This is a genomic window from Nonomuraea sp. IBHARD001 (assembly GCF_056106265.1).
This window is the reverse complement of sequence record NZ_JBWBBW010000002.1, coordinates 8,135,087-8,156,339: the sequence shown is the minus strand read 5'-3', so window position 1 is coordinate 8,156,339 and position 21,253 is coordinate 8,135,087. Positions and strand designations below refer to the sequence as shown.

The window sequence follows — 21,253 nt, the reverse complement described above, 5'->3', positions numbered from 1 at the left end:
GACATCTCGCCCGGCCCGTGTTCGTCGCGGCTCAGCCGTACATGCCGGGAGCGGTCGCGGCGCCGTCCTTGATGCCGTGGAGGGCGCCCTTCTCGTCACGCCACAGGCGCCAGCCGCCCTGGCTGCCGGTGAACCACGAGGGCGGTGCGCCCGCGTCCGGGACCCGCTTGCCGTTGGACAGGTCGAACTCGCAGACCGACGCCACCGAGTAGAAGCCGGGCGCCTGGCCCTTGAGCGGCAGCGGCTTGGGGTCGGTCACGCAGAAGGACCAGCCGCGCTGCGCCTTGACCGACATGGCCTTGCCGGTGGCCAGGTCGAAGGAGGTGCCGGGGCTGTTGTGCTTGAGGAAGCCCAGGCGCTCCATGCGGGCGGGGAAGGCGAGCCACCAGCCGGAGCCCGGCACCTGGGTCGCGGTGATCTGGCCCATGACCCTGCCGCTGTCGGAGTCGAGCCTGGCGAAGCCGCCGTACTGGCCCTGCTGGTCGACCGGGCGCACGACGGGGGCGAAGCCGGGGCTGCCGCTGGGGTAGACGCGCACGACCGAAGGGCGCATCCAGTTGATCGTGCCGTCGGCGATGCGCAGGGAGAACAGGCCGAACGTCGAGACCCGCTTGGTGCGCGGATTGGTGTAGGGGGCCACGTAGCCGGTGAGGTTCTCGCCGGTGGCGCCGAAGGCCCAGCCGCCCGACATGTCGACGCCCGGCCCCAGGGCCTGCTCGACCGCCTGCTGCCACTGGAGCTTGCCGGTCGTGAGGTCGTAGGACTCGACCATCGGGTTGGCCGCCAGGCGCAGCAGCAGCACGCGCTTGGCGTCGGACCACTCCACCTCGGCGATGCCGGGCAGCTTCCACATCTGCTTGCCCGTCGCCGGGTCGAGCACGACGACCCTGGCCGCGGCCAATGCGGTGTGCTCGGACATGCAGATGTAGGGCCCGCAGCGCTGGGGGCCGAACGTCGAGTGCACGGGCCGCTTCCACAGCTGCGCGCCGGTGCGGGCGTCGCGGGCGATCAAGGTGGCGTTCCAGCGGCCGGACTTGGCCGGGTCGAGGGCGACCACGACCGCCTTGTCCTTGCCGGTCTCGACCACGGCGGGCGCCGAGACGCCCATGCCGGGCAACCGGCCCGACATGGTGGCGGGATAGGCCCAAAGAGTCTTGCCACTGGACAGGTCGAGGCCGACGGTCTCCAGCGAGCCATCGGCCTTCATCGAGGTGGTCGCCACGACGCCACCGGCGGTGAGCATGCGGCTGACGACGTTGACGGAGGTGTTCTGCCAGGTCGGGAAGTCCGTCGTGGCCGCGTCGCTGCCGGAGCAGCCGGCCAGGGCCAGGACTCCGGCGAGCGCGAGGGCCGGTTTCGGGTGAGGCCGGAGCACGGGTATTTCCACTCCTATTGGGGGCGAGGAGTGACGGCACGATTTCGGAGGGTGACCGGTTTCAGGCGTCGTGGGGCATGGCCCCCGTCCGCCGGCGAAGCAGTGTGACCCACCGTCCGTGTGGGCCGGTCGCTCGCCCTGCGAAGCGGGTCGCGGTGACCTCGGCGCCGGGTTCCTCCGCAGCCGTGGCCGCCGCAAGGTAAATCGGTTGCAATCCTTCGCCACGGGCAGGGCGTGGCTCAGGCCACAACCCCAACGCAGCGCATACAGAAGGTAGCACCGCGTAAGCGGCCTGGAGGTAACCTCGGTCAGATGGATGGAAACGATCCGGTCCGAACATTTCTGCCGGATTAGTGGCGAATTCCGGCCCCAGTAGGTCGGCGAAGGCCACCGTGCGCCCACCCGCCTCGACCACGGCGACCGTCTGGGCCGCGGCCAGCTGCCTGCTCCAGCGGCGCGTCACCCAGCGCAACGGCTGCCCGATCGGCCGTACGGTCCCCAGGTCCGGACATGTCCCGACGACGACCTCGGCGCCGGCCGCACGCAACCGGTGCACCGCCTTGGCCAGATGCCGTACGGCCTGGGCGGGCGGAGTCTGGGTGGTCACGTCGTTGGCGCCGACGAAGACGACGGCCACGTCGGGCACGGCCTTGAGCGCCCTGTCGACCTGCTCCGACAGCTCGGCGGACGGCGCGCCCGACTTGCCGCACACCGTCAGCCTGACCGGCCGCTCGGCCACGGCCGCCAGCCCGTTGGCGATGCGGACGCCAGGCGTGTCGGCGGGATCGGTCATACCGAGGCCGACCGAGAGCGAGTCGCCCAGCATGGCCAGCCTGATCTCGGGACCGGCGAAATCGCCGTAGACGCCGTCGGACGCCGGTCCCTCCATGCCGTGCGGCCTGCCGATCACCCGCCTGGCGACCAGGCTCTCGGCCAGCAGCAGTCCGTAGGCGGTGGCGCCGAGGGCGGTCAGCCCGCCCCCTCCCACCGCCGCCGCAGCGGCTATCCGGCGCGCCGCCCGCGCCACCCCCGGGGTCCAGATCACCTACCGCGCCCCCCTCGTCTCTCTGCGACGGTAGCGTTATGTGAAAACTAGCCGAGATCCGGCCGCCCCCTCCGGATCACGACGTCCAGCATGCTGATCAAGCTTCGGCAAAGAAGGTGAACACCTCGGTGCGCGTTTACGATTCCCTGGTCGATTTGATGGGGAACACCCCGCTCGTCAGGCTCAACAAGGTGTCAGCGGGGCTTCCGGCCCAGGTGCTCGCCAAGGTCGAGTACTTCAACCCAGGCGGTTCGGTCAAGGACCGCATCGCCGTACGCATGATCGACGCGGCCGAGCAGTCGGGCGCGTTGCGGCCCGGCGGCGTGATCGTGGAGCCCACCTCGGGCAACACCGGTGTCGGCCTGGCCATCGTGGCCCAGCGCAGGGGCTACCGGTGTGTGTTCGTGGTGCCGGACAAGGTGGCCCAGGACAAGGTCTCGGTGCTGCGCGCCTACGGCGCCGACGTCGTGGTCTGCCCGACGGCGGTCTCGCCCGACCATCCCGACTCCTACTACTCGGTCTCCGACCGGCTGGCCAGGGAGATCCCCAACGCCTGGAAGCCCGACCAGTACACCAACCCGCAGAACCCCGAGTCGCACTATCTGTCGACCGGTCCGGAGTTGTGGGAGCAGACCGAGGGGCGCATCACGCACTTCGTCGCGGGCGTCGGCACCGGAGGCACGGTCAGTGGCACCGGGCGCTACCTCAAGGAGGTGTCGGGCGGCCGGGTCAAGGTCATCGGCGCCGACCCCGAGGGCTCGGTCTACTCCGGCGGCACCGGCAGGCCGTACCTGGTCGAGGGGGTGGGCGAGGACATCTGGCCCGAGACCTACGACACCACGATCTGTGACGAGATCATCGCCGTGTCGGACAAGGACTCCTTCAACATGACCAGGCGACTGGCGCGGGAGGAGGCGCTGCTGGTCGGCGGGTCGTGCGGCATGGCCACGGTGGCGGCGCTGCGGGTGGCGGCCTCGGCCGGGCCCGACGCCGTCGTCGTCGTGCTGCTGCCCGACGGCGGTCGCGGGTACCTGTCCAAGATCTTCAACGACGAGTGGATGGCCGACTACGGCTTCCTGACCTCCTCGTCGGAGGAGAGCCTGGTGCGGGACGTGCTCGCGCGCAAGGGGCCGGGCATGCCGGAGTTCGTGCACGCCCACCCGCACGAGTCGGTCGGCACCGCGATCTCGATCATGCGCGAGTACTCCGTCTCCCAGCTCCCCGTCATGAAGGAGGAGCCGCCGGTCATGGCGGCCGAGGTCGTCGGCTCGATCGTGGAGCGCGACCTGCTGGAGGCGCTGTACCGGGGCAGGCTGAGCGCCGACGACCCGATCGCCGAGCACATGTCGCAGCCGCTGCCCATGATCGGCTCGGGCGAGCCGGTGTCGCGCGCGGTCGAGGCCCTGGAGAAGGCCGACGCCGCCGTCGTCCTGGAGGACGGCAAGCCCGCGGGCCTGCTCACCCGCCAGGACCTCCTCGCCTTCCTCGCCAACCACTGACCCTTACGGCGGAGCCCAGGCAGCGCCCACCGCAGGGCGCCACCCGGGCTCCGTCCGTGCTGCCCCCTACGCCGGGAACTCGGCGATGACCTCCCACGCCCCCTGGGGTGTGAAGCCCGCCGTCAGGCGTCCGCCGAGCGCCTCCACGCGTTCGGCCATGCCGACCAGGCCGAATCCGCCGCCCAGGCGCGAGATGCGCGGATCGGCGGCCGAGCCGTAGTTGCGCACCCGCAGCACCAGGACGCCGGGAAAGCGCCGCAGGTCCGCCTCGATCCACCCGGTGCCCGGCGCGTGCCTGCGCACATTGGTCAGCGCCTCCTGCAACACGCGGTGCAGGGTGGTCATGACCTCGGGCGGCAACGACCTGTCGTCGATGTCCTGGCCGATCTCGAAGGCGACCCTGGGCCCGTTCTCGGAGAAACGCTCGACCAGGATGCGCAGATCGGCCAGCGCCGTGCCGGGTGAACGGCTGGCCTCGTCCTCGGAGCGCAGGACGCCGACCAGACGGCGCATCGAGGTGAGCGCCTCGGCCCCCGCGCTGGCGATGGCGTCGAGCGCGGGCACGACGGCCTCCGGCTTCATCTCGGCGACCGTGCGCGCGGCCTGGGCCTGGACGACGATGCCGGTGATGTGGTGGGCGACCAGGTCGTGCAGTTCGCGGGCCAGTTCGAGGCGTTCGGCACGGCGGACCGAGGAGACGGCGGCGGTGCGGCGTTCGAGCTGGAAACGCAGGTAGGCGCCGATGGCCGCGGCCGTCACCCAGGCCACGAACAGCAGGAACGACATCACGATGCCCTGGGCGCCGTTGGTGTCGCGGTTCGCACCGGTGATCATGAGAACGACCATCGCCGTGCCCGCGAGCAGCCAGGCCGTCCGTTGCGGCTCGACGCGGCGCAGCACGGAGATCGTCAGCACGAGCAGCGAGCCCGCCTCCGCCATGCCGGGCACGCCGGGGGACTCGGTCACACCGATGATCAGCGACGTCGCCGTCGAGAGGATCAGCAGCGTGATGAAGAACGGCACCAGCTGACCCCTGCGCCGCAGCAGCACCGCGACCAGGCCGACCGCGCCGCACACGGGGACGAGGAACTGCGACCCGCCGATGCTGACGGCCAGGACGGCGTCCACACAGAGCAGCAGGCCGATCCAGCCGATCAGCGCGATCTCGCTGAGCCGCTGGATCCAATAGACGAAGCGTTGCGTGTCCCCCACGCGACCCCACCCTAAGCCGGAAGTCGGATAGGACATATCAGCCGTTCGGCCGACCCGCCGGGCGAGGGACCAGCCCTTCGGAGGGGGCGGGAGCATGCCGTCTTCGCCGAGACTGAAGACGTCGAAAGGGGGAGAGAGATGGTCGTCATCGGTTTTGTTCTTCTGGGTGCGGGGCTGCTCGTGGGGGCGCTGCTCGCGCTGGCCGACCCGGTGCTGCTCTCCCGGATCAACGGGGAGCCGGCCGAGGGGTCGAGCGGCAGGCACATCAACGCGCCGAAGATCGGCGCCGACGTGGTCCGGATGCCCGCACGCGGCGCCGAGTCCCAGGAGCCGAAGGCCGCCTGAGCCGCGGCAGGGCCGTACACATCGCAGCACCACAACAGACCAGCGTGCGCCTGGGCATGGCAGGCGTACGCCACGGCGGTCATCGAAGCCGGGCCGGGGGACCCGGCTGCGGTGACCGGAGGAGCGACCCGTGAGCACGCCTGGGGAGGCGCGCTCGCGGGTCGCCTCGTTGTCCGGCCACTCGGCTACCGTGAGCAGCATGAGCAATGGCTTCGAAACCCTGGCGATCCACGCGGGTCAGGAACCCGACCCGCTGACCGGCGCGGTCGTCCCGCCGATCTACGCCACCTCCACCTACAAGCAGGACGGCGTCGGCGGGCTGCGGTCCGGCTACGAGTACAGCCGCTCGGCCAACCCGACGCGCACCGCGCTCGAAGAGGCCCTGGCCGCCGTCGAGGGCGGTGTGCGCGGCCTGGCGTTCGCCTCCGGGCTCGCCGCCGAGGACACGCTGCTGCGCACGGTGTGCACGCCGGGCGACCACGTCGTGATCCCCAACGACGCCTACGGCGGCACCTACCGGCTGTTCGCCAAGGTGGCCTCGCGCTGGGGGCTGGAGTTCGACCCGGTGCCGCTCGGCGACCTCGACGCGGTGCGGGCGGCGATCAGGCCGCGCACGCGCATCATCTGGGTGGAGACGCCGACCAATCCGCTGCTCGGCATCGCCGACATCGCCGCTCTGGCGCAGCTGGCCCACGACTCGGGCGCGATCCTCGTGGTCGACAACACCTTCGCCTCGCCGTACCTGCAGCAGCCTTTGGCGCTGGGGGCCGATGTGGTCGTGCACTCGACGACCAAGTACGTGGGCGGGCACTCCGACGTGGTCGGCGGTGCGCTGATCGCGGCTGACAAGGGGCTCGGCGACGAGCTCACCTACCACCAGAACGCCATGGGCGCGGTCGCCGGGCCGTTCGACGCCTGGCTGACGCTGCGCGGGCTCAAGACGCTCGGCGTGCGGATGGACAGGCACTGCGACAACGCCGAGCGGGTGGTGGAGCTGCTGGCGGCGCATCCGAAGGTGAGCGAGGTGCTCTACCCGGGGCTGGCCGACCACCCGGGGCACGAGATCGCGGCCAAGCAGATGAAGCGCTTCGGCGGCATGGTGTCGTTCAGGGTGAACGGCGGCGAGGAGGAGGCGGTCGCGCTGTGCGACCGGACGAAGCTGTTCACGCTGGGCGAGTCGCTCGGCGGCGTGGAGTCGCTCATCGAGCACCCCGGCCGGATGACGCACGCCTCGGCGGCGGGCTCCCCGCTTGAGGTGCCCGCCGACCTGGTCCGGCTTTCGGTCGGGATCGAGACGATCGACGATCTGCTCGCCGACCTGACGCAGGCCCTGGGGTAGAGCCGAGCCTCCGGGAGCCGAGTCTCCAGAAGAGGTCTAGGAGGGGGTGGGGACGACCATCAGGATCAGGATGACCACCCAGATCAGGGCGACCACCCCCGACAGGGCGGCGATCCTGCCGTTCTCCACCTTCGCGTCGTCGTCGGGGGTCTGGTTCGACAGCACCCTGACGGCGGTGCGCAGGTCGCGGTCGACGATGACGAGCAGGACGACGGCGACGATGAACAGCGTCATCGACGCCGACATGTACCACTGGCCGAGCAGGCCTTCGACGCCGCCGAGCCACACGCCGAAGATCAGCACGCCGAGCGAGCCGATGCTGTAGATCTTCGTCATGCGCTGGAGGTTCTGCAGGACGGGGACGTTCTTGGTGCGAATGGCGCGGGGAGCCGCACTGGTCACCGCGGTGAGCGGGCCGAGTGCGAAGATCGCGAAAGCGATGTGCAGCCAGAGCAGCAGGGTCGACATGCCGCAGAGAGTAGCCTCCCGGTGATCCCGCCGGGAGGCCGCCACACCTGTCAGTCGCCGGTCTCGACGGGCAGCACGTCCGGTTCGGCCGCCTGCACGCAGCCCCGGGAGCCGCAGACGACCAGCTCGAAGACGGCGATGGTCACGACCATCACGACGATCAGGACGATGACCGCGAACATGGGCTCCCTCCCTTCTCGGAGACCCCCTGGGTAAATAGTCCGTTCCAATAGACGCGCTGGCAACGGAATAAGTTCAGCGCCGGTAGGGTTGAACTTCCGCGCTGAATCGTGGGTAACGATCTCTATTTCTGGGCACAGGGGGTGCCGTCGTGGCAGTGAGACACGTCGAGCCGTATTCGGCCGAGTGGATGCGCCATCCCGTTTCGTATGTTCAGCAGGTCGTCGACCTGCTCGGCTCCGAGGTGAGCGACTGGTGGGAGGGGCCGTGCGATCCCCGCGACGCCACGCTCAGCCTGGCCGGTGACACCGCTCTGGTGTGGGACGAGGAGAGCGGCTGGCGCATCGGCACGTTCGTCTCGGGCGGCCATGGCAGGCACACGGAGTTGTCCGGCGTGCGCTATCTGGGCGGTGGGCTGCTGCCCAGGCCCGAGCGGGTGCCCGCCGCGCTGGCCGACGCGCGGGCGGGAGTCGGCGGCAGCACGGCGTTCCGGCCCTGCTACCGCTCGCACCGCAACTGCCGTGACGGCTTCGACCTGGCGCTCGCCTCCTACACCGGGGGGTAGCCGCGCCTTCAGCGTGCCCGGCGCACCCTGAGGAAGTCGCTCACGACGTACTCCCCGAGCCGGTCGGCGTCGGGGGAGAAGACCCGGCCGCCGTTGCGCCGCGCGACCTCGTTGACGAACTCCTTGAGCCGTTCGTCGGCCTCCAGCATGAAGATGTTGATCGTGGCCTTGCGCCTGGTCATCTTGTCCACCTCGGCCAGCGTCAGCTCCAGCGTCTCGCGCGAGGGCGGCCATTCGAAGGCCGAGCGCCCGTTGCGCATGAGATGGGCGGTCGGCTCGCCGTCGGTGACCACCAGCACGACCGGCTCGAAGTCGGGATGCCTGTCCAGATGCCTGCCCGCGATGAGCAGCGCGTGGTGCAGATTGGTGCCCTGGACCATGTCCCAGTCGAGCCCGGCCAGCTCGTCCGGCTGCAACACCCTGGCGTAGTTGGAGAAGCCCACGATCTTCACCGCGTCCTGCGGGAACTTGGTCGCCACCAGCGCCTGCAACGCCATCGCCGTCTGCTTGGCCGAGGCCCAGGTGCCGCGCAACGCCATCGAGTACGACAGGTCGACCAGCAGGCAGACGGCCGCGGCGCTGCGCCTCTCGGTCTCGGCCACCTCGAAGTCGTCGACGGTCAGCGTGAGCGCCCCGGTGGCGGACGCGCCTCGCTTCACGCCGTTGACCAGGGTACGCACGACGTCGAGCGGCTGCTCGTCGCCGAACCGCCATGGGCGTGAGGAGCCGGTGAGCTCGCCCGCCGCCCCGGCGTCGCGCTGGTCGTGGTCGCCCCTGCGGCCGGTGTCGAGCGAGGCGAACACCCGGCGCAGCGCGGTCTCGCCGAGCCTGCGCACGGCCTTCGGGGTCAGCTCCAGCTTGCCCCTGCGGCGCAGCAGGTAGCCCTGCTCCTCCAGCTCGCGTTCGATGCGCTTGAGCGCCTCCAGGTCGTCGACCGCCGAACGGCCGAGCGCCCTGCGCACCGCCTCCTCGTCGACGTCGTCGAGCCTGGCGCCCGGGTAGTCCTGGCGCAGGGAGGCTTCCAGCCTGCTCAGGTCGGCCAGCTCCTCGAGTGCGGAGACGGCGTCGCCCATCGCCATCGGGGCCTCGCCCGCCATGCGTTCGGAGGAGTCCCAGGCCAGGTCGGGGCGGCGGGCGTGGAGGGCGTCGCCGAGCCTGCGCATCTGCTCGGCCAGACCGCTCTGCTCCAGCGTCTGGTCGATGAGCCCGGCCAGCTCCTCACGCTGGCGCGGCGTCATCGAGGCCAGCAGCCGCTGGGTGGCGGCGGCCCTGCGGGCCAGGGCGTCGACCAATTCGTCGAGCGTGCGCGGGTTCTCGGGGAACAGCTCGCCGTGCCTGTCCATGAAGGCGTCGAAGTCGGCCTGTTCGTGCTCGCCCCTGGCGTCGCGCTCCAGCATGTCGTTGAGCTCGGCCATCATCTGCCTGACCCGCTCCATCGAGGCCGGGTCGGGGTTGGCCAGGGCGTCGCGCATGCCCTTGAACTGGCTGTCGAGCACCTCGCGGCGCAGCAGGTCGCGTAGTTCCTCGAACGTCTGGCGTGCCGCGGCCGAGCGCCACTGGTAGGAGCTCAGCTCCTGGATGGCGCTCGCGGTGTCGTCGGGCAGGCCGTCGAGTTCGCCCTCGCGCAGCCTGGCCTCGTCGGACGGGTCGGGGAAGAGCTCGGCGCGCTCCTGGCCGATGGCCTTGTCCAGGAGGGCGCGGGCGCGTTCCAGGGTGCCGTCGAGCCGGCCGCTCTCGCGTAGTTCCCGCCTGCGCCGCCTGACCTCCCTGAGCATGTCGTCGAGGCCCCTGCGCTCGCTCGCGCCGGGCAGCCCGCGTTTGAGCAGGTCGCGCAGGGCGTGCACGGGCGTGGAGCCCGACAGGATCGCGTCCCCCATCTCGTCGAGCGCCGAGCGGACGTCGTAGGGCGCGGCCAGGGGATCGGGGCCGTCCTGGTACTCGCCATAGCGATAACCCATAAGGCCCAAACTAACTCACTACGCGTCGCCGAAGACCTCCCACACCTGGAAGACCTCGCCGCTGACCGGGTTGTGGTCGACCCTGGCCAGTACGGGGTGCCTCTGCGCCTTGAGCACCTTGACGAAGGCGGCCTGCGAGCAGAACTTCGTGCCCAGGCCGTCGCGGTCGGCGTTGACCGGCCGTCCGGCCAGCCAGCCGTCGCCGCACCTGGCCGTCACGCGGGCGAAGGCCAGCACGGTGTAGCCGAGCTTGACGCTCTTGCCGCCCTTGGTGAACAGGATCGTGTGGTCGTCGACACGCTTGATCGTGCCCTCGGCGACCTTCGGGTCGGTGGGGGCGGCGACGAACTCGGTGATCTTCTGGGCCTGCTTGCCGCTGTATTCGATCCTGACCGCGGCGGGGCCCAGCGTCAGGGCGAAGGCGAGGTCCTTGGGCTTGCACTTCGTCCTGCCCAGGCCGTTGCGGTCGAGTGCGACCTGGCCCTCGGTCTCCTTCAGGTCGCAGGACACCGTGATGCGCCGGTAGGCGGAGGAGGCGTAGCCCAGCTTGAGCTCCTTGGCCCCCTTGATCGCCTTCAGCCGGTGGACGCCGCCCGACCTGGTGGCGGTCTGCGGCTGGATGCGCAGGCTGCCCTTGCCGTCGGCCCAGGCGAAGCCGTACACGACCTTCGGGTTCTTCGTGGTGGTCGCGGTCGCGGCAGGGGCGACGACGACGGCGGTGGCGAGTGAGGCGCCGAGAACGGCGACTGCGATGACGGTACGCGACATGGTGCTGCTCCCCGAGTCATGGATCCAACGAAGTAGACGCGGGGAGCAGCGCAAATGTTCACGTCCGATATACGGCGGTTCCTGCGACGTCGTCCTTCGACAGCCTGCGCATGAGGAACAGGCCTTCGAGGGCGAACTCCAGCGCCGCCGCCGCATGCCCGGGCGACTCGTCGCCCTCGCCCATGTCCAGGCGGGACATGATCTTGGAAAGGCCTTCGACCGGGCCGATGCGCTTGAGCAGTTCGACGGCGGGGACGAGCTCGCCGGACTCCACCTGGTTGCCCTCGGCGAACCTGTCGAGCAGCGGCGCCAGGTCCAGGCCGCCGAGCCTGCCGCGGAACGTCTCGGCCGTCGCCCTGCGCAGGAGGTGGGCGAGGATCTCCACCTCGCGGCCCTCCTCGCTGACCTCGAACTCCACCTTGCCGCGCAGGCTGTCGACGACCGTGGCCAGGTCGCAGACGCGGGTCACCGCGCGCTCCTCGCCGGTCAGCGCCGCACGGCGCGCCGCCGATGCCGACGCGGTCTCGGCGGCGGCGATGGAGAAGCGGGCCGAGACGCCGGAGCGCGCGTCGACCGCGGTGGACTCGCGGACCAGGCGGGTGAAGCGGGCGATCACCTCGACGAGGTGCTCGGGCAGGTCGGCGCCGATGTCAGGGGTGATCTCCTGACGGATGAGGACGAGCTCGTCCTCGATCGTGCGCGGGTAGTGGGTACGGATCTCGGCGCCGAAGCGGTCCTTCAGCGGGGTGATGATCCGGCCGCGGTTGGTGTAGTCCTCGGGGTTGGCGCTGGCGATGAGCAGGATGTCGAGCGGCAGGCGCAGGGTGTAGCCGCGTACCTGGATGTCACGTTCCTCCAGGACGTTCAGCAGCGACACCTGGATGCGCTCGGCCAGGTCGGGCAGCTCGTTGACGGAGAAGACGCCCCGGTTGGTCCGGGGGACGAGACCGTAGTGCACGGTCTCGGGGTCGCCGAGTGTGCGTCCTTCGGCGATCTTGATGGGGTCGACGTCGCCGATCAGGTCGCCGACCGAGGTGTCGGGCGTGGCCAGCTTCTCGCCGTAACGCTCGTCGCGGTGCCGCCACTCGACGGGCAGTTCCTCGCCCTTCTCCCGTGCCAGCCTGCGGCATCGGGCGCACGCGGGCGCGTAGGGATGGTCGTTGATCTCGCAGCCCTCGACGACGGGCGTCCACTCGTCGAGCAGGCCGGTGACGGTGCGGATGAGCCGGGTCTTGCCCTGGCCGCGCTCACCGAGAAGGACCAGGTCGTGCCCGGCGAGTAACGCGCGTTCGAGGTGGGGCAGGACGGTGTCGTCGAACCCGACGATGCCGGGGAAACGCGATTCGCCTGCTCGCAGCCTGGCCAGCAGGTTCTCGCGGATCTCGGCCTTGACGGTGCGATGAACGTGGCCGCTCTCGCGCAACTCGCGGAGAATCCGAGGCTTGTGCACGGAACCGAGACTACCCGGAGGATTCCGGGATTTGCCTGTTGCGTGACGAATGGTGCGAGTGCTTGTCCTTCGAGTGGGGAGGAAACCGCCCAAGGGAACTGACGACGCCGCAAGGGAGGCGAGCCGCGTGGCTTTGCTGACGAGTCGTTTCGCCGATGGCCTGGCCGTGGGCGGTGACCTGGTCACAGCCGCGGAGAGCGCCGTACGGCAGGCACTCGCCGGGCTCAGCGCACCCGCCGACCTGGTCTGCTTCTTCATCTGCGGCGAGGACCCCGACGACGTGACGATGGCCGGGGTACGCGCCATGCGGATGGCGCCAGGCGCGAAGGTGATCGGCTGCAGCGCCACCGGGGTGATCGGCGACGGCCAGGGCGTTGAGCTCACGCCGTCGGTGAGCGCGTGGGCGGCGACGCTCGACGGCGCCAGGCTCACCACGTTCGCCCTGGAGACGCTCACGGCCGACGACAGGTTCGTCGTGGTCGGGCTGCCCGAGCGTGAGCCGGACGACCATGTCGCCGTCCTGCTCGCCGACCCCTACAGCTTCCCCACCGACGCCTTCGTCGAGCGCTCGCACGAGGTGCTCGGCGACCTGCCGCTCATCGGCGGTCTCGCCAACGGCCTGCAGGGCAGGGGGTCGGTCCGGCTGTTCGCCGACGGCGAGGTGCACACCGAGGGGGCGATCGGCGTGCTGATCAGCGGGGCGATCAATGTCAGCACGGTGGTCAGCCAGGGCTGCCGGCCGATCGGGCCCGCGATGGTCGTCACCAGGTCCGAGGACAACCTGCTGCTCGAACTGGCGGGCCAGCCCGCACTCGCCAGGCTGGAGGACATCGTCAGCGCCCTGGACGAGGACGACCGCGACCTCGTCGCGTCCGGGCTGCAGATCGGCCTGGTCATGGACGAGTACGCCGACCAGCACGAACGCGGGGACTTCCTGATCAGGGGCGTGCTGGGCATCGACCCCGAGCGCGAGGCCGTGGCGATCGGCGACGTCGTCGAGATCGGGCGCACGGTCAGGTTCCAGGTACGCGACGCCGCCACGGCGGACGAGGACCTCTACGACCTGCTCGACGCGCACCGGGAGGCGCTGGGGCGGGTGGACGGCGCCCTGGTGTTCTCGTGCAACGGGCGGGGGTCGGCGATGTTCGGCAGCGCCGACCACGACGCGGTGGCGTTGCGGGACACACTGGGTGCGGTGGGGGTGGCCGGGTTCTTCGCGGCGGGTGAGGTGGGGCCGGTCGGGGGGCACAACCACGTACACGGGTTCACAGCCAGCATTTTGGTCTTCGCGCCGAAGGGCCAGCCGTGATCCCCTCAGCGGAGGGCAATTCAGGCTTGGGCTGACGCCCAGAAACGAGTGGCAGAGAATATCCCCGTGATACTCGCGATCGACATCGGCGGCACGAAGTTCGCCGCGGGCCTTGTCACCCCCGACGGCAGCGTGGTGGTCAGCCACAGGACGGCCACCCCCCAGGAGGCCGACGGGCACACGTTGTGGAAAGCGCTGGTCGGACTGTTGGAACGTTTCGACGCCGAGGTCGACGGCGTCGGGATCGGCTGTGGTGGGCCCATGGTGTGGCCCTCCGGCGAGGTCTCGCCGTTGAACATCCCGGGCTGGCGGCGCTTCCCGCTCAAGGACATGCTGGCCGAGCGCTACCCTGACGTCCCCGTGCGCATCCACAACGACGCCGTGTGCCTGGCGCTGGCCGAGCACTGGCTGGGCGCGGGGCGCGGTGCGGCCAACATGCTGGGCGTGGTGGTCTCGACCGGTGTGGGCGGCGGTCTCATCCTCGGCGGCAGGGTGATCGACGGCGCCTCGGGCAACGCCGGGCACGTCGGTCATGTCGTGGTCGACCCCGAGGGACCGCCGTGCGGATGCGGAGGCAGGGGCTGCCTCGAAGCCGTCGCGCGGGGGCCGGGCCTGGTCGCGTGGGCGTTGGAGCAGGGCTGGGTGCCGGGCAGCCTCGGCGACGAGGGCGCGCTGTACCAGGAGGAGCGGGAGGCCACCGCACGCCATCTCGCGGCCGACGCCGCCGCCGGTGACGAGGTGGCTCTCGCCGCGATGCGCAGGGCGGGACGTGCGGTGGGGATCGCGATCGCCTCGGCGACCCACCTGTGCGACCTCGACGTCGTCACCGTGGGCGGCGGGCTCTCGCAGGCGGGCGCACTGCTGTTCGACCCGATGCGGGAGGCGCTGGCCGAACACGCCAGGATGGACTTCGCCCGCAGGGTACGCGTCGTCCCGGCCGCACTCGGCCAGGACGCGGGCCTGGTCGGCGCCGCCGCCCTCCTGCTGCACGCCTCCTGACCGATCAACAAGGCACGCCTCCTGACCAACACGTCGTTCCCGCCGTGGACGCGCCCCGGCGCTCACCTCAGAGCGTCCACGGGCTCCATGCGGGCGGCCCTGAGCGCCGGGTACACCCCGGCGAGCAGGCCGACGGCGGCTCCCGCGACCGGCGCGAGCAGGACGGGCGCCGCGTCGAGCACGGGGGTCCACTGCCTGGCCGCCGAGATCGCGACCACGGCCACGACGCCGAGTGCGGCGCCGATCACGCCGCCGGTCAGCCCGATCAGCGTCGACTCCAGCAGGAACTGCGCCGCGATGTGCCGCCTGGCGGCCCCGAGCGAGCGGCGCAGGCCGATCTCGGCCACCCGTTCCAGCACCGTCACCAGCGTCACGTTCGCGATCCCGACCGCGCCGACCACCAGCGAGACCAGGCCGAGGACCAGGAACAGCCCGTTGACGTCGCTCCGCACGCCGTCGCGCGCCCGGACCGGTGTGGGCGGCGAGATCACGGTGAGCTCGCCGCCGTGCGCGGGGCTGAGCGCGACCGGCGCCTGGGCGGCGATCAGGTCGGCGGCCCCGAGGCTGGTGTTGATCAGCACCCTGGTGACGTCGCGCAGCCCGAAGTCGCCCGCCAGCGAGTACGGCACGATGACGGCCGACCCCAGCACCCGCTCCCGCCGCAGGTCCCCGAGCACGCCGATCACGGTGTAGGCCCGCCTGCCGACGAACACCGCGGGCGCGTGCTCCAGACTGCCGATGCCCAGCATCTCGGCCGCGGCGGCGCCCAGCACGACCACCCTGTCCCGCCTGGCGACGTGCCCGGCGTCGAAGAACCGGCCGCGCAGGACACGGCCCTTGGTCACCGACGGCAGGTCGAGGGTGGCGGCGGTGACGGTGAGGGTACGGGCGGTGACGCGCGCCGGATCGACCAGCCTGTTGGCGCGCACGCTCACATTGGCGCTGTCCTTGTCGTCGGCGAGTGCGGCGACCGAGACGACACCGCGCAGCCTGGCGACGTCGGCGACGGCCGTCCAGCCGACGAGCGGGTCGCGTGCGCCGGGCACCTCCACCGTGATCGCGGTGGCGGTGAGCTCGTCGAACCTGCCCACGATCTGGTTGCCCGCCGTGGCCGCGACGCCGAGCGTGATGACCAGGGTGGCGATGCCGAGCACGGTGCCCAGTGTGGTCAGCGCCGTACGCAGCGGCCTGGCGAGCATCCCGGCGAGCGACTCGGTGAGCAGGTCGCGCCCGTCCATGCGGCTCACTCCTCGGCCAGGACGCCGTCGGTGATGCGGACCCTGCGCCCGGCCCTCGCACCCACCTCGTCCTCGTGCGTGATGACGACGATCGTCAGCCCCTGCGCGCGCAGGTCGTCGAACAGGTCGAGCACGGCGCCGGTGTTGCGGCTGTCGAGGTTGCCCGTCGGCTCGTCGCACAGCAGCAGGGCGGGCGCCCCCATGAGCGCCCTGGCGATGGCCGCGCGCTGCCGCTCGCCCCCCGAGAGCCGCTCGGGCAGGAAGCCGGTGCGATGGCTCATCCCGACCTTGGCCAGGGCGTCGAGCGCGCGCGGCGCACGGCCCCGGCGAGCACGGCCGCCGTACACCTCGGCCAGCATGACGTTCTCCAGGACGCTGCAGTGCGGCAGCAGGTGGAAGGACTGGAAGACGAAGCCGATACGGCTGCCGCGCAGTGTCGTCCTGGCGCCGTCGCGCAGCGTCGTGGTCTCGACGCCGTCCAGCGCGTAGGAGCCGGACGTGGGCCTGTCGAGCAGGCCGAGCACGTTCAGCAGGGTCGACTTGCCCGATCCCGAAGGGCCCGAGACCGCGACGTAGTCGTGGGGGTCGACGCGCAACGACACCTCGCGCAGCGCGTGCACGGGCGGGTCGGAGGGGAAGCTCCTGGTGACGCCGGTGAGCAGGATGACGGGGTCAGGCACCGCCGACCACCACCCTGTCGCCCGCCCGCAGCGCGCCGGTGACCTGGACCTCGCCGTCGGCGGTGAGACCGGTCGTGATCTCGACCTCGCGCACCCGGTCCGGCGCGGTCTCCACGCGCACGCGCGGCCTGCCGTCCGCCGAGGTGACGATCGCGGCGACCGGCACCACCAGGACCTCGCCGCCGGTATGGCCGATGGTGATCCTCGCGGTCACCGCAGACCCGGACAGCCCGGCCAGGCCCTTGGCGGCGACGGGTGAGAGCTGCACCGGCGTGGAGCCGAGCGCTTTCGACCCCTTCGGCTCGCCGCCGATCGCGGTGAGCTCGGCGGCGAGCACGCGGCCGTCCTGCGTCTCGACGGTGGCGCGCATGCCCGCCTTGAGCAGCCCGGCCTCGGCGGCGTCGACCGAGCCTGCCACCACGAACGCCGAACTCGTCACGGTCGCCACCGCCGCCGACACGCTCTCGCCCGCCGCGACCTCCGCCTTGTGCAGCCGGGCGGGCAGCGACGGCAGGAAGACCACCTCGCCGGGCGGAATCGTGGTGCCGTAGGTCCGCGTGAACTCGGCCAGCAGGCCGCGCGCGGCGGCCACGTCCTGCTCGGCCCCCGCCACCCTGAGCCGTACGGGGGAGAGCCCGCGCGCCCGCCGCAGCGTCTGCTCGGCGTCCAGCAGCCCTTCCTGCGCCGTGCGTACGGCCTTGCGCAGCTCGCGCAGGCGTGTGGTCCGGGCGGCGCCCGCCTCCTCGTGGAAGGCGGCGACGGCCGACCGGGCGGCACGCAGGTCCTGCTCGGCGTTGTCCACCCGCAGCCGCAGCAGGCCGGTGTCGTCGTCAGGCCCGGCCGATGCCAGGGCACGCCGCGCGGTCAGCAGGGCCTCGTGCGCGGCGCGTTCGGCCTTGAGCAGGTCGTCGAGCCTGCCCGCCTCCTCCGGCGTCACCTGCTCGGCCTCGGCCTCTTCGAGCTCGCTCTCGGCCGCGGTGAGATCGGCCCTGGCGTTGGCCAGCTTCACCTTCGGCGCCAGCACGTCGGAGCCGTCGTCGAGCGCCTTACGCTCGGCCGCCAGCGTCTCGACCGCACCGCGTACGGCCTTGCGCAGCGTGTCGAGTGTCTGGCGGTCGGACAGCGTGGGCTCCTGGGCGCGGTACCCGCGTCCGGCGTAGAGGCGTCGCACCGCCGCGACCGTGGCCCGGTCGAACACGCCCGTCGTGGGCCCGCCGTACCCGAGTCTGCGCAGGGCCTGCTGGAGTTGGCGCACGTCCGAGCCGGTGGCGCCGGGGGAGATGGTGCGATGCATGGGCACCGGGCCGCGCAGGGCGAACACCGGCCTGCCGTTGACCTCCATCAGCACGGCGCCCTCCGTGATGCGTCCAGGCCGGGGCGCCCGGGTGGCGCGCTGGCCTTCGGCGGCGCCGCCGACCGCTCCGGCCAGCGTCACCGTCAGCGGCGAGCCGTACTCCAGCGTGCCGCTGACGACGACGGTGCTGGTCAGGCGGCGGTGCTCGACGGCGGCTGTGACCAGCGAGGGCTTCGGCGCGGTGCGCGAGGCGGCCTCGTCGGCGGGAGAGCGCAGCCGGACGCCGACCGCCCAGCCGATGCCCGCGACGAGGACCACCCCGGTCAGGACACCGGCGAGCAGGGTGCGCGGCGATCTCACCTGCGGCCCGCCGCGTGCGGAGCGTGCGGCCTCAGTTCCACGAGTCCAGCCGCATCTCGGCCATCACGCGCCGCTCGACGGCGTCGGCCCTGGGCAGGTACAGCGGGTAGAAGCTCACGCCGCACTCCAGGTCGAGGAGGGCGAGCCTGATCTCCTTGTTCAGGTGCGGCCTGGCCACCTCGGCCGGGATCTGGCTGGGCATCCAGATCTCGCCCGGCTTCGGGGCGGCCTTCTCCCTCAGGGCGTCGGTGACCTTCTGCTTGTCCTGGAAGGCGACCTCCTTCATGGCGATCACCATGAAGGAGGGAGCGGTCCGGCCCGGGGGGCGGCCCTTGGCGGTGAGGCAGTCGGCCATGGCCCCGGCGGCCTTCACGAGTGCGGGGTCGCCGTCCAGCTCCCTGGTGGTGGCCTTCTCGATCGCGGCGATGACGCTGGAGATGTGCTCGCTGCGGTTGGCGTGCTCGACGCCGAGCACCTTCTTGGCCGTCTTGCCGTAGCAGGCGTCCTCGGCGTCGCCTCTCGCCCTGATCTGGGTCCTGGACAGCGAGTCGAGGATCTCGTTGTTGGGGTCGGCGTTCAGCTCCTCCGCGGTCGGGGCGTCGTGCTCCGGGTAGACCTGGGCGGCCCAGTAGCCGAAGCCGTACTTGGCCCGGTCCTTGCGGAGCAGCTCGATGTCGCCGGTCCTGCGGGCGTTCTCCCCGTCGGTGGGCTTGCGAGGGGCGGGCACGTAGGGCTTGTAGGCGAATCCCGCCTCCTTCATGCAGTCGGCGATGGCGGCCTGCATCTTCGCCCTGTCGTCCTGGGCGGGCGGCGCGGCCGTGGCGGCCTGCGGCTCCCCGGCGCCCCCGCAGCCGGTGAGCAGCAGCGCCGCGCCGAGCAGGCACGCTGTGGAGGTCGATCTCAGTCCCATGTCGTTCATCCCCGTATCGGTCGGCACAGTGGGCAGGCATGCTCGACAGAGCGCACGGCGGCGCCCGGACGAGCAGGGAGAAAGGGTGGAGAAGGGGCGTCAGAGAACGGCGTGCCTGCGCGAGCCCCAGGGGAGCGCGGCCGCCGCGAGTGTGAGCAGGCTGAGCAGGGCCCAGTGCGCGAGGCTCTGCCGGGTGAGCTCGTAGGTGTTCTCGCCGAGCACGGCCGTCACCGTCAGCAGATAGGCCACGGCGGCGACGGCCCAGCGCGGATCGCCGGTCAGGCGTCCCGCGTGGACGGCCAGGGCCAGCAGCACCACCTCGGCGACGACACCGCCGACCGGCATCGGTGTGTTCCCGGCGATTCCGGCCCAGGCGGGATCGCCGCCGGAGAGCGGCACGAGCAGGAGCAGCCAGGCCCACGAGCGCCGCCCGGCCCGCTCACGCCGCAGGGAGAGCAGGGCGAGCCCGAGTGCCGCGAGCGCGTAGGAGGTGAGAGGGGCGACGGGCCCGCCCCTGCCGTACAGGGCGGGCGCCGAGCTCCACAGCGCGTCGGGCAGGATCGGCAGCAGCGTGTGCTCGAAGACGGGACGGCCGTTGGTGATGCCCCAGACCTTTGCCCCGCACGCCACGACCGGCACCAGCGCGAGCCGTACCCTGCCGAGCAGCACGGCCGCGAACGCCAGCGCCGACAGCGCCGTCCACAGCGGGACGGTGCCCGCGTAGGGCAGCAGCACCGCCAGCTGTACGAGCATCACCGCGGTGACGCCCAGGTGCAGCCCGTCGGCCGGCCAGCCCGCACCGGTCGAGGCGATGATCCTGGCCCGCAGCCCGCCGCGTGCCAGGGCGGCCGCCTCGGCGAACGAAGGTCTCGCCCGTCCCGGCTCGGCCGTCTCCATCAGCGTGCCGATCAGCTCTTCGCCGTACGCCTGGCGGTAGGCGTGCGGGTAGGCGCGCATGAGCCTGCGGTAACGCCGTTCCAGGGCCGGCTCGTCGGCGGTCGTCATGCCGAGAACGCCGATCCGGTGCTCGGCAGGCGTCCGGTGACGACCGCCGCCGCCTTCTGCATGCGCTGGGCCTCGGCGGTGACGGTGGCGCCGCCTTCGTCGGTGAGCCGGAAGTAGCGGCGCGGCCTGCCGTCGACGACCTCTTCCCGTTCGACCGCGATCAGCCCGTTGGCCGCCAGCCGGTCGAGCGCCCCGTAGAGGGTGCCGACGGGCAGCCTGATCCGGTGGTCGGACAGCTCCAGCACGTGCTTGATGATGCCGTGCCCGTGCAGGGGCCCGTCCAGCAGAGCCGCCAGGATGAAGTACGTCGGCTCGCTGACCGAAGGTGATCCTTTAGCCATGGTGCGAAACCATACTTCGCCTCACGAAGTATGGTCAAGTCGCGATCGGCCTCACGACTCGCCGGGCTGCCCGAGTATGGCGCGCACCTGCCGCTCGACGTCGGCACGCCTGGGCCCGTACACCGGATAGAAGTCCCGCCCGCACTCCAGGTCGTCCAGGGCGTGCTTGATCTCACGCGTGAGGTACGGCCTGGCCTCGTCGGGGGTGAGGGCCGGAAGGTAGTGCCTGCCGTCGCCCGGCTTCTTGACGTCCGTGCGGGCGATGTCATCGCGTACGCCCATGAAGTAGTCGTGCCCTCTGGCCGCGAGGTCGCTCGGCCTGACGGAGGCGACCGGGTAGCCGTGGCCGCGCAGGCAGTCGGCGAAGGCGGGGGCGAGGGCGAGCAGCGCGGGGTCGTCGTCGATCTCCAGGGCGTTGAGCTGCGCGGTCAGCACGCTCGCCTGCTGGGTGCCGTCGCGGGGCGCGGCGCGGCCGAGCACCTGCTCGGCCGCCGTCGCCGCACAGCGCCCGTCGGCCTTGCGGTAGGCCTTGAGCTGCGGCGGGTTGAGCCTGCCGGTGATCGTCTCGTTGGGGTCGCCGGGCGTGCGGCCGCTGCCCGGGTCGGCCGCCGCGGGGTCGCCGGGATGGACGAGCCCGGCGAACACCCCGAAGCCGTACTTGGCCCGCTGTTCGCCCATCGCCTCGACGTCGCCGCCGAGCAGCCCGGCGGCATCGACTGCGCGCGGCGGTACGAACGCGACATAGGTGAAGCCGCTCGTCCGCATGCAGTCCGCCTTGACCTGCTCCAGCCTCGGCCGGGGATCGCCGGGATCGGCGGCACGCGCGGCCGGCCGTACGGGGTCGTCGCCGCCGGAGCACGCGGTCAGCGCGAGCAGGAGCAGGGCCGCGACGGCGGGGAGGCGCATGCCCTCC

Annotated in this window: 21 protein-coding genes; 6 read left to right on the top strand and 15 right to left on the bottom strand. The window is 71.7% G+C overall.

The features are described from left to right. Positions 1-31: 31 nt before the first annotated feature. Both ACTWNK_RS38725 and ACTWNK_RS38720 read right to left on the bottom strand, forming a co-directional pair. Complete coding sequence (locus ACTWNK_RS38725; RefSeq protein WP_474309897.1) at positions 32-1,375, bottom strand: outer membrane protein assembly factor BamB family protein; 1,344 nt, start codon at positions 1,373-1,375, stop codon at positions 32-34. Between the two features lie 61 nt (positions 1,376-1,436). After that, a complete protein-coding gene (locus tag ACTWNK_RS38720; RefSeq protein ID WP_474309896.1) occupies positions 1,437-2,420 on the bottom strand; it encodes an SGNH/GDSL hydrolase family protein in 984 nt (327 codons plus the stop codon). Positions 2,421-2,548: 128 nt separating this feature from the next. Between ACTWNK_RS38720 and ACTWNK_RS38715 the strand changes: the two genes are divergently transcribed. Beyond that, positions 2,549-3,919: a cystathionine beta-synthase gene (locus tag ACTWNK_RS38715; protein WP_474309895.1), complete on the top strand. Its 1,371-nt coding sequence runs from the start codon at positions 2,549-2,551 to the stop codon at positions 3,917-3,919. A gap of 66 nt (positions 3,920-3,985) precedes the next feature. On the opposite strand, the gene ACTWNK_RS38710 is transcribed toward ACTWNK_RS38715, so the two are convergent. Further along, positions 3,986-5,131 (bottom strand): sensor histidine kinase, encoded by a 1,146-nt coding sequence (locus tag ACTWNK_RS38710; protein ID WP_474309894.1) that lies wholly within the window; start codon positions 5,129-5,131, stop codon positions 3,986-3,988. A 138-nt stretch (positions 5,132-5,269) separates the two neighbouring features. Here ACTWNK_RS38710 and ACTWNK_RS38705 point away from each other — a divergent pair, with 138 nt between their 5' ends. Next, the gene (locus tag ACTWNK_RS38705) at positions 5,270-5,476 is read left to right on the top strand and encodes a hypothetical protein (protein WP_474309893.1); all 207 of its coding nucleotides are present in this window, start codon (positions 5,270-5,272) and stop codon (positions 5,474-5,476) included. Positions 5,477-5,675: 199 nt separating this feature from the next. Then, positions 5,676-6,815, top strand: coding sequence for a cystathionine gamma-synthase (locus ACTWNK_RS38700; RefSeq protein WP_474309892.1), 1,140 nt, complete (start codon positions 5,676-5,678; stop codon positions 6,813-6,815). A 36-nt stretch (positions 6,816-6,851) separates the two neighbouring features. Here ACTWNK_RS38700 and ACTWNK_RS38695 read toward each other — a convergent pair whose 3' ends face one another. After that, entirely contained in the window at positions 6,852-7,283 is a 432-nt protein-coding gene (locus tag ACTWNK_RS38695; protein ID WP_474309891.1) for a DUF2269 family protein, read from the bottom strand. Positions 7,284-7,333: 50 nt separating this feature from the next. After that, entirely contained in the window at positions 7,334-7,465 is a 132-nt protein-coding gene (locus tag ACTWNK_RS38690; protein ID WP_474309890.1) for a hypothetical protein, read from the bottom strand. Between the two features lie 149 nt (positions 7,466-7,614). Between ACTWNK_RS38690 and ACTWNK_RS38685 the strand changes: the two genes are divergently transcribed. After that, entirely contained in the window at positions 7,615-8,028 is a 414-nt protein-coding gene (locus ACTWNK_RS38685; protein ID WP_474309889.1) for a DUF6292 family protein, read from the top strand. An 8-nt stretch (positions 8,029-8,036) separates the two neighbouring features. On the opposite strand, the gene ACTWNK_RS38680 is transcribed toward ACTWNK_RS38685, so the two are convergent. From ACTWNK_RS38680 to ACTWNK_RS38670, 3 genes are read right to left on the bottom strand one after another with little or no spacing between them, the layout of a single operon-like run. Beyond that, positions 8,037-9,986 carry a vWA domain-containing protein gene (locus ACTWNK_RS38680; RefSeq protein ID WP_474309888.1) on the bottom strand — a complete coding sequence of 650 codons (1,950 nt, stop codon included), beginning with the start codon at positions 9,984-9,986 and terminating at the stop codon, positions 8,037-8,039. A gap of 18 nt (positions 9,987-10,004) precedes the next feature. Continuing rightward, a complete protein-coding gene (locus tag ACTWNK_RS38675) occupies positions 10,005-10,754 on the bottom strand; it encodes a hypothetical protein (protein ID WP_474309887.1) in 750 nt (249 codons plus the stop codon). 58 nt (positions 10,755-10,812) lie between these two features. Then, positions 10,813-12,204: a sigma 54-interacting transcriptional regulator gene (locus ACTWNK_RS38670; protein WP_474309886.1), complete on the bottom strand. Its 1,392-nt coding sequence runs from the start codon at positions 12,202-12,204 to the stop codon at positions 10,813-10,815. 127 nt (positions 12,205-12,331) lie between these two features. On the opposite strand from ACTWNK_RS38670, the gene ACTWNK_RS38665 reads away from it, so the two are divergent. Both ACTWNK_RS38665 and ACTWNK_RS38660 read left to right on the top strand, forming a co-directional pair. After that, on the top strand, positions 12,332-13,513 hold the full coding sequence (locus ACTWNK_RS38665) for an FIST signal transduction protein (RefSeq protein WP_474309885.1): 1,182 nt from the start codon (positions 12,332-12,334) through the stop codon (positions 13,511-13,513). Between the two features lie 66 nt (positions 13,514-13,579). Continuing rightward, positions 13,580-14,512 carry an ROK family protein gene (locus tag ACTWNK_RS38660; protein WP_474309884.1) on the top strand — a complete coding sequence of 311 codons (933 nt, stop codon included), beginning with the start codon at positions 13,580-13,582 and terminating at the stop codon, positions 14,510-14,512. Positions 14,513-14,574: 62 nt separating this feature from the next. Here ACTWNK_RS38660 and ACTWNK_RS38655 read toward each other — a convergent pair whose 3' ends face one another. From ACTWNK_RS38655 to ACTWNK_RS38625, 7 genes are all read right to left on the bottom strand, one after another. Next, positions 14,575-15,750 (bottom strand): ABC transporter permease, encoded by a 1,176-nt coding sequence (locus tag ACTWNK_RS38655; protein WP_474309883.1) that lies wholly within the window; start codon positions 15,748-15,750, stop codon positions 14,575-14,577. Between the two features lie 5 nt (positions 15,751-15,755). Beyond that, entirely contained in the window at positions 15,756-16,430 is a 675-nt protein-coding gene (locus ACTWNK_RS38650) for an ABC transporter ATP-binding protein (protein WP_474309882.1), read from the bottom strand. Further along, positions 16,423-18,084 carry a peptidoglycan-binding protein gene (locus tag ACTWNK_RS38645; RefSeq protein WP_474309881.1) on the bottom strand — a complete coding sequence of 554 codons (1,662 nt, stop codon included), beginning with the start codon at positions 18,082-18,084 and terminating at the stop codon, positions 16,423-16,425. The genes ACTWNK_RS38650 and ACTWNK_RS38645 overlap by 8 nt, the downstream gene beginning before the upstream one ends. Positions 18,085-18,115: 31 nt before the next feature. Continuing rightward, positions 18,116-18,994 (bottom strand): hypothetical protein, encoded by an 879-nt coding sequence (locus ACTWNK_RS38640; protein ID WP_474309880.1) that lies wholly within the window; start codon positions 18,992-18,994, stop codon positions 18,116-18,118. 99 nt (positions 18,995-19,093) lie between these two features. Then, positions 19,094-19,999: a hypothetical protein gene (locus ACTWNK_RS38635; RefSeq protein ID WP_474309879.1), complete on the bottom strand. Its 906-nt coding sequence runs from the start codon at positions 19,997-19,999 to the stop codon at positions 19,094-19,096. After that, a complete protein-coding gene (locus tag ACTWNK_RS38630) occupies positions 19,996-20,340 on the bottom strand; it encodes a PadR family transcriptional regulator (protein ID WP_474309878.1) in 345 nt (114 codons plus the stop codon). The genes ACTWNK_RS38635 and ACTWNK_RS38630 overlap by 4 nt, the downstream gene beginning before the upstream one ends. Before the next feature lie 51 nt (positions 20,341-20,391). Then, the gene (locus ACTWNK_RS38625) at positions 20,392-21,246 is read right to left on the bottom strand and encodes a hypothetical protein (RefSeq protein ID WP_474309877.1); all 855 of its coding nucleotides are present in this window, start codon (positions 21,244-21,246) and stop codon (positions 20,392-20,394) included. Positions 21,247-21,253: the final 7 nt, after the last annotated feature.

Excerpts from the sequence above, each read along its gene's own strand:
- ACTWNK_RS38675 (WP_474309887.1), bottom strand. The coding sequence starts at position 10,754 with ATGTCGCGTACCGTCATCGCAGTCGCCGTTCTCGGCGCCTCACTCGCC.
- ACTWNK_RS38690 (WP_474309890.1), bottom strand. The coding sequence starts at position 7,465 with ATGTTCGCGGTCATCGTCCTGATCGTCGTGATGGTCGTGACCATCGCC.
- ACTWNK_RS38625 (WP_474309877.1), bottom strand. The coding sequence starts at position 21,246 with ATGCGCCTCCCCGCCGTCGCGGCCCTGCTCCTGCTCGCGCTGACCGCG.
- ACTWNK_RS38700 (WP_474309892.1), top strand. The coding sequence starts at position 5,676 with ATGAGCAATGGCTTCGAAACCCTGGCGATCCACGCGGGTCAGGAACCC.
- ACTWNK_RS38680 (WP_474309888.1), bottom strand. The coding sequence starts at position 9,986 with ATGGGTTATCGCTATGGCGAGTACCAGGACGGCCCCGATCCCCTGGCC.
- ACTWNK_RS38630 (WP_474309878.1), bottom strand. The coding sequence starts at position 20,340 with ATGGCTAAAGGATCACCTTCGGTCAGCGAGCCGACGTACTTCATCCTG.
- ACTWNK_RS38655 (WP_474309883.1), bottom strand. The coding sequence starts at position 15,750 with ATGGACGGGCGCGACCTGCTCACCGAGTCGCTCGCCGGGATGCTCGCC.
- ACTWNK_RS38640 (WP_474309880.1), bottom strand. The coding sequence starts at position 18,994 with ATGGGACTGAGATCGACCTCCACAGCGTGCCTGCTCGGCGCGGCGCTG.
- ACTWNK_RS38695 (WP_474309891.1), bottom strand. The coding sequence starts at position 7,283 with ATGTCGACCCTGCTGCTCTGGCTGCACATCGCTTTCGCGATCTTCGCA.
- ACTWNK_RS38635 (WP_474309879.1), bottom strand. The coding sequence starts at position 19,999 with ATGACGACCGCCGACGAGCCGGCCCTGGAACGGCGTTACCGCAGGCTC.
- ACTWNK_RS38705 (WP_474309893.1), top strand. The coding sequence starts at position 5,270 with ATGGTCGTCATCGGTTTTGTTCTTCTGGGTGCGGGGCTGCTCGTGGGG.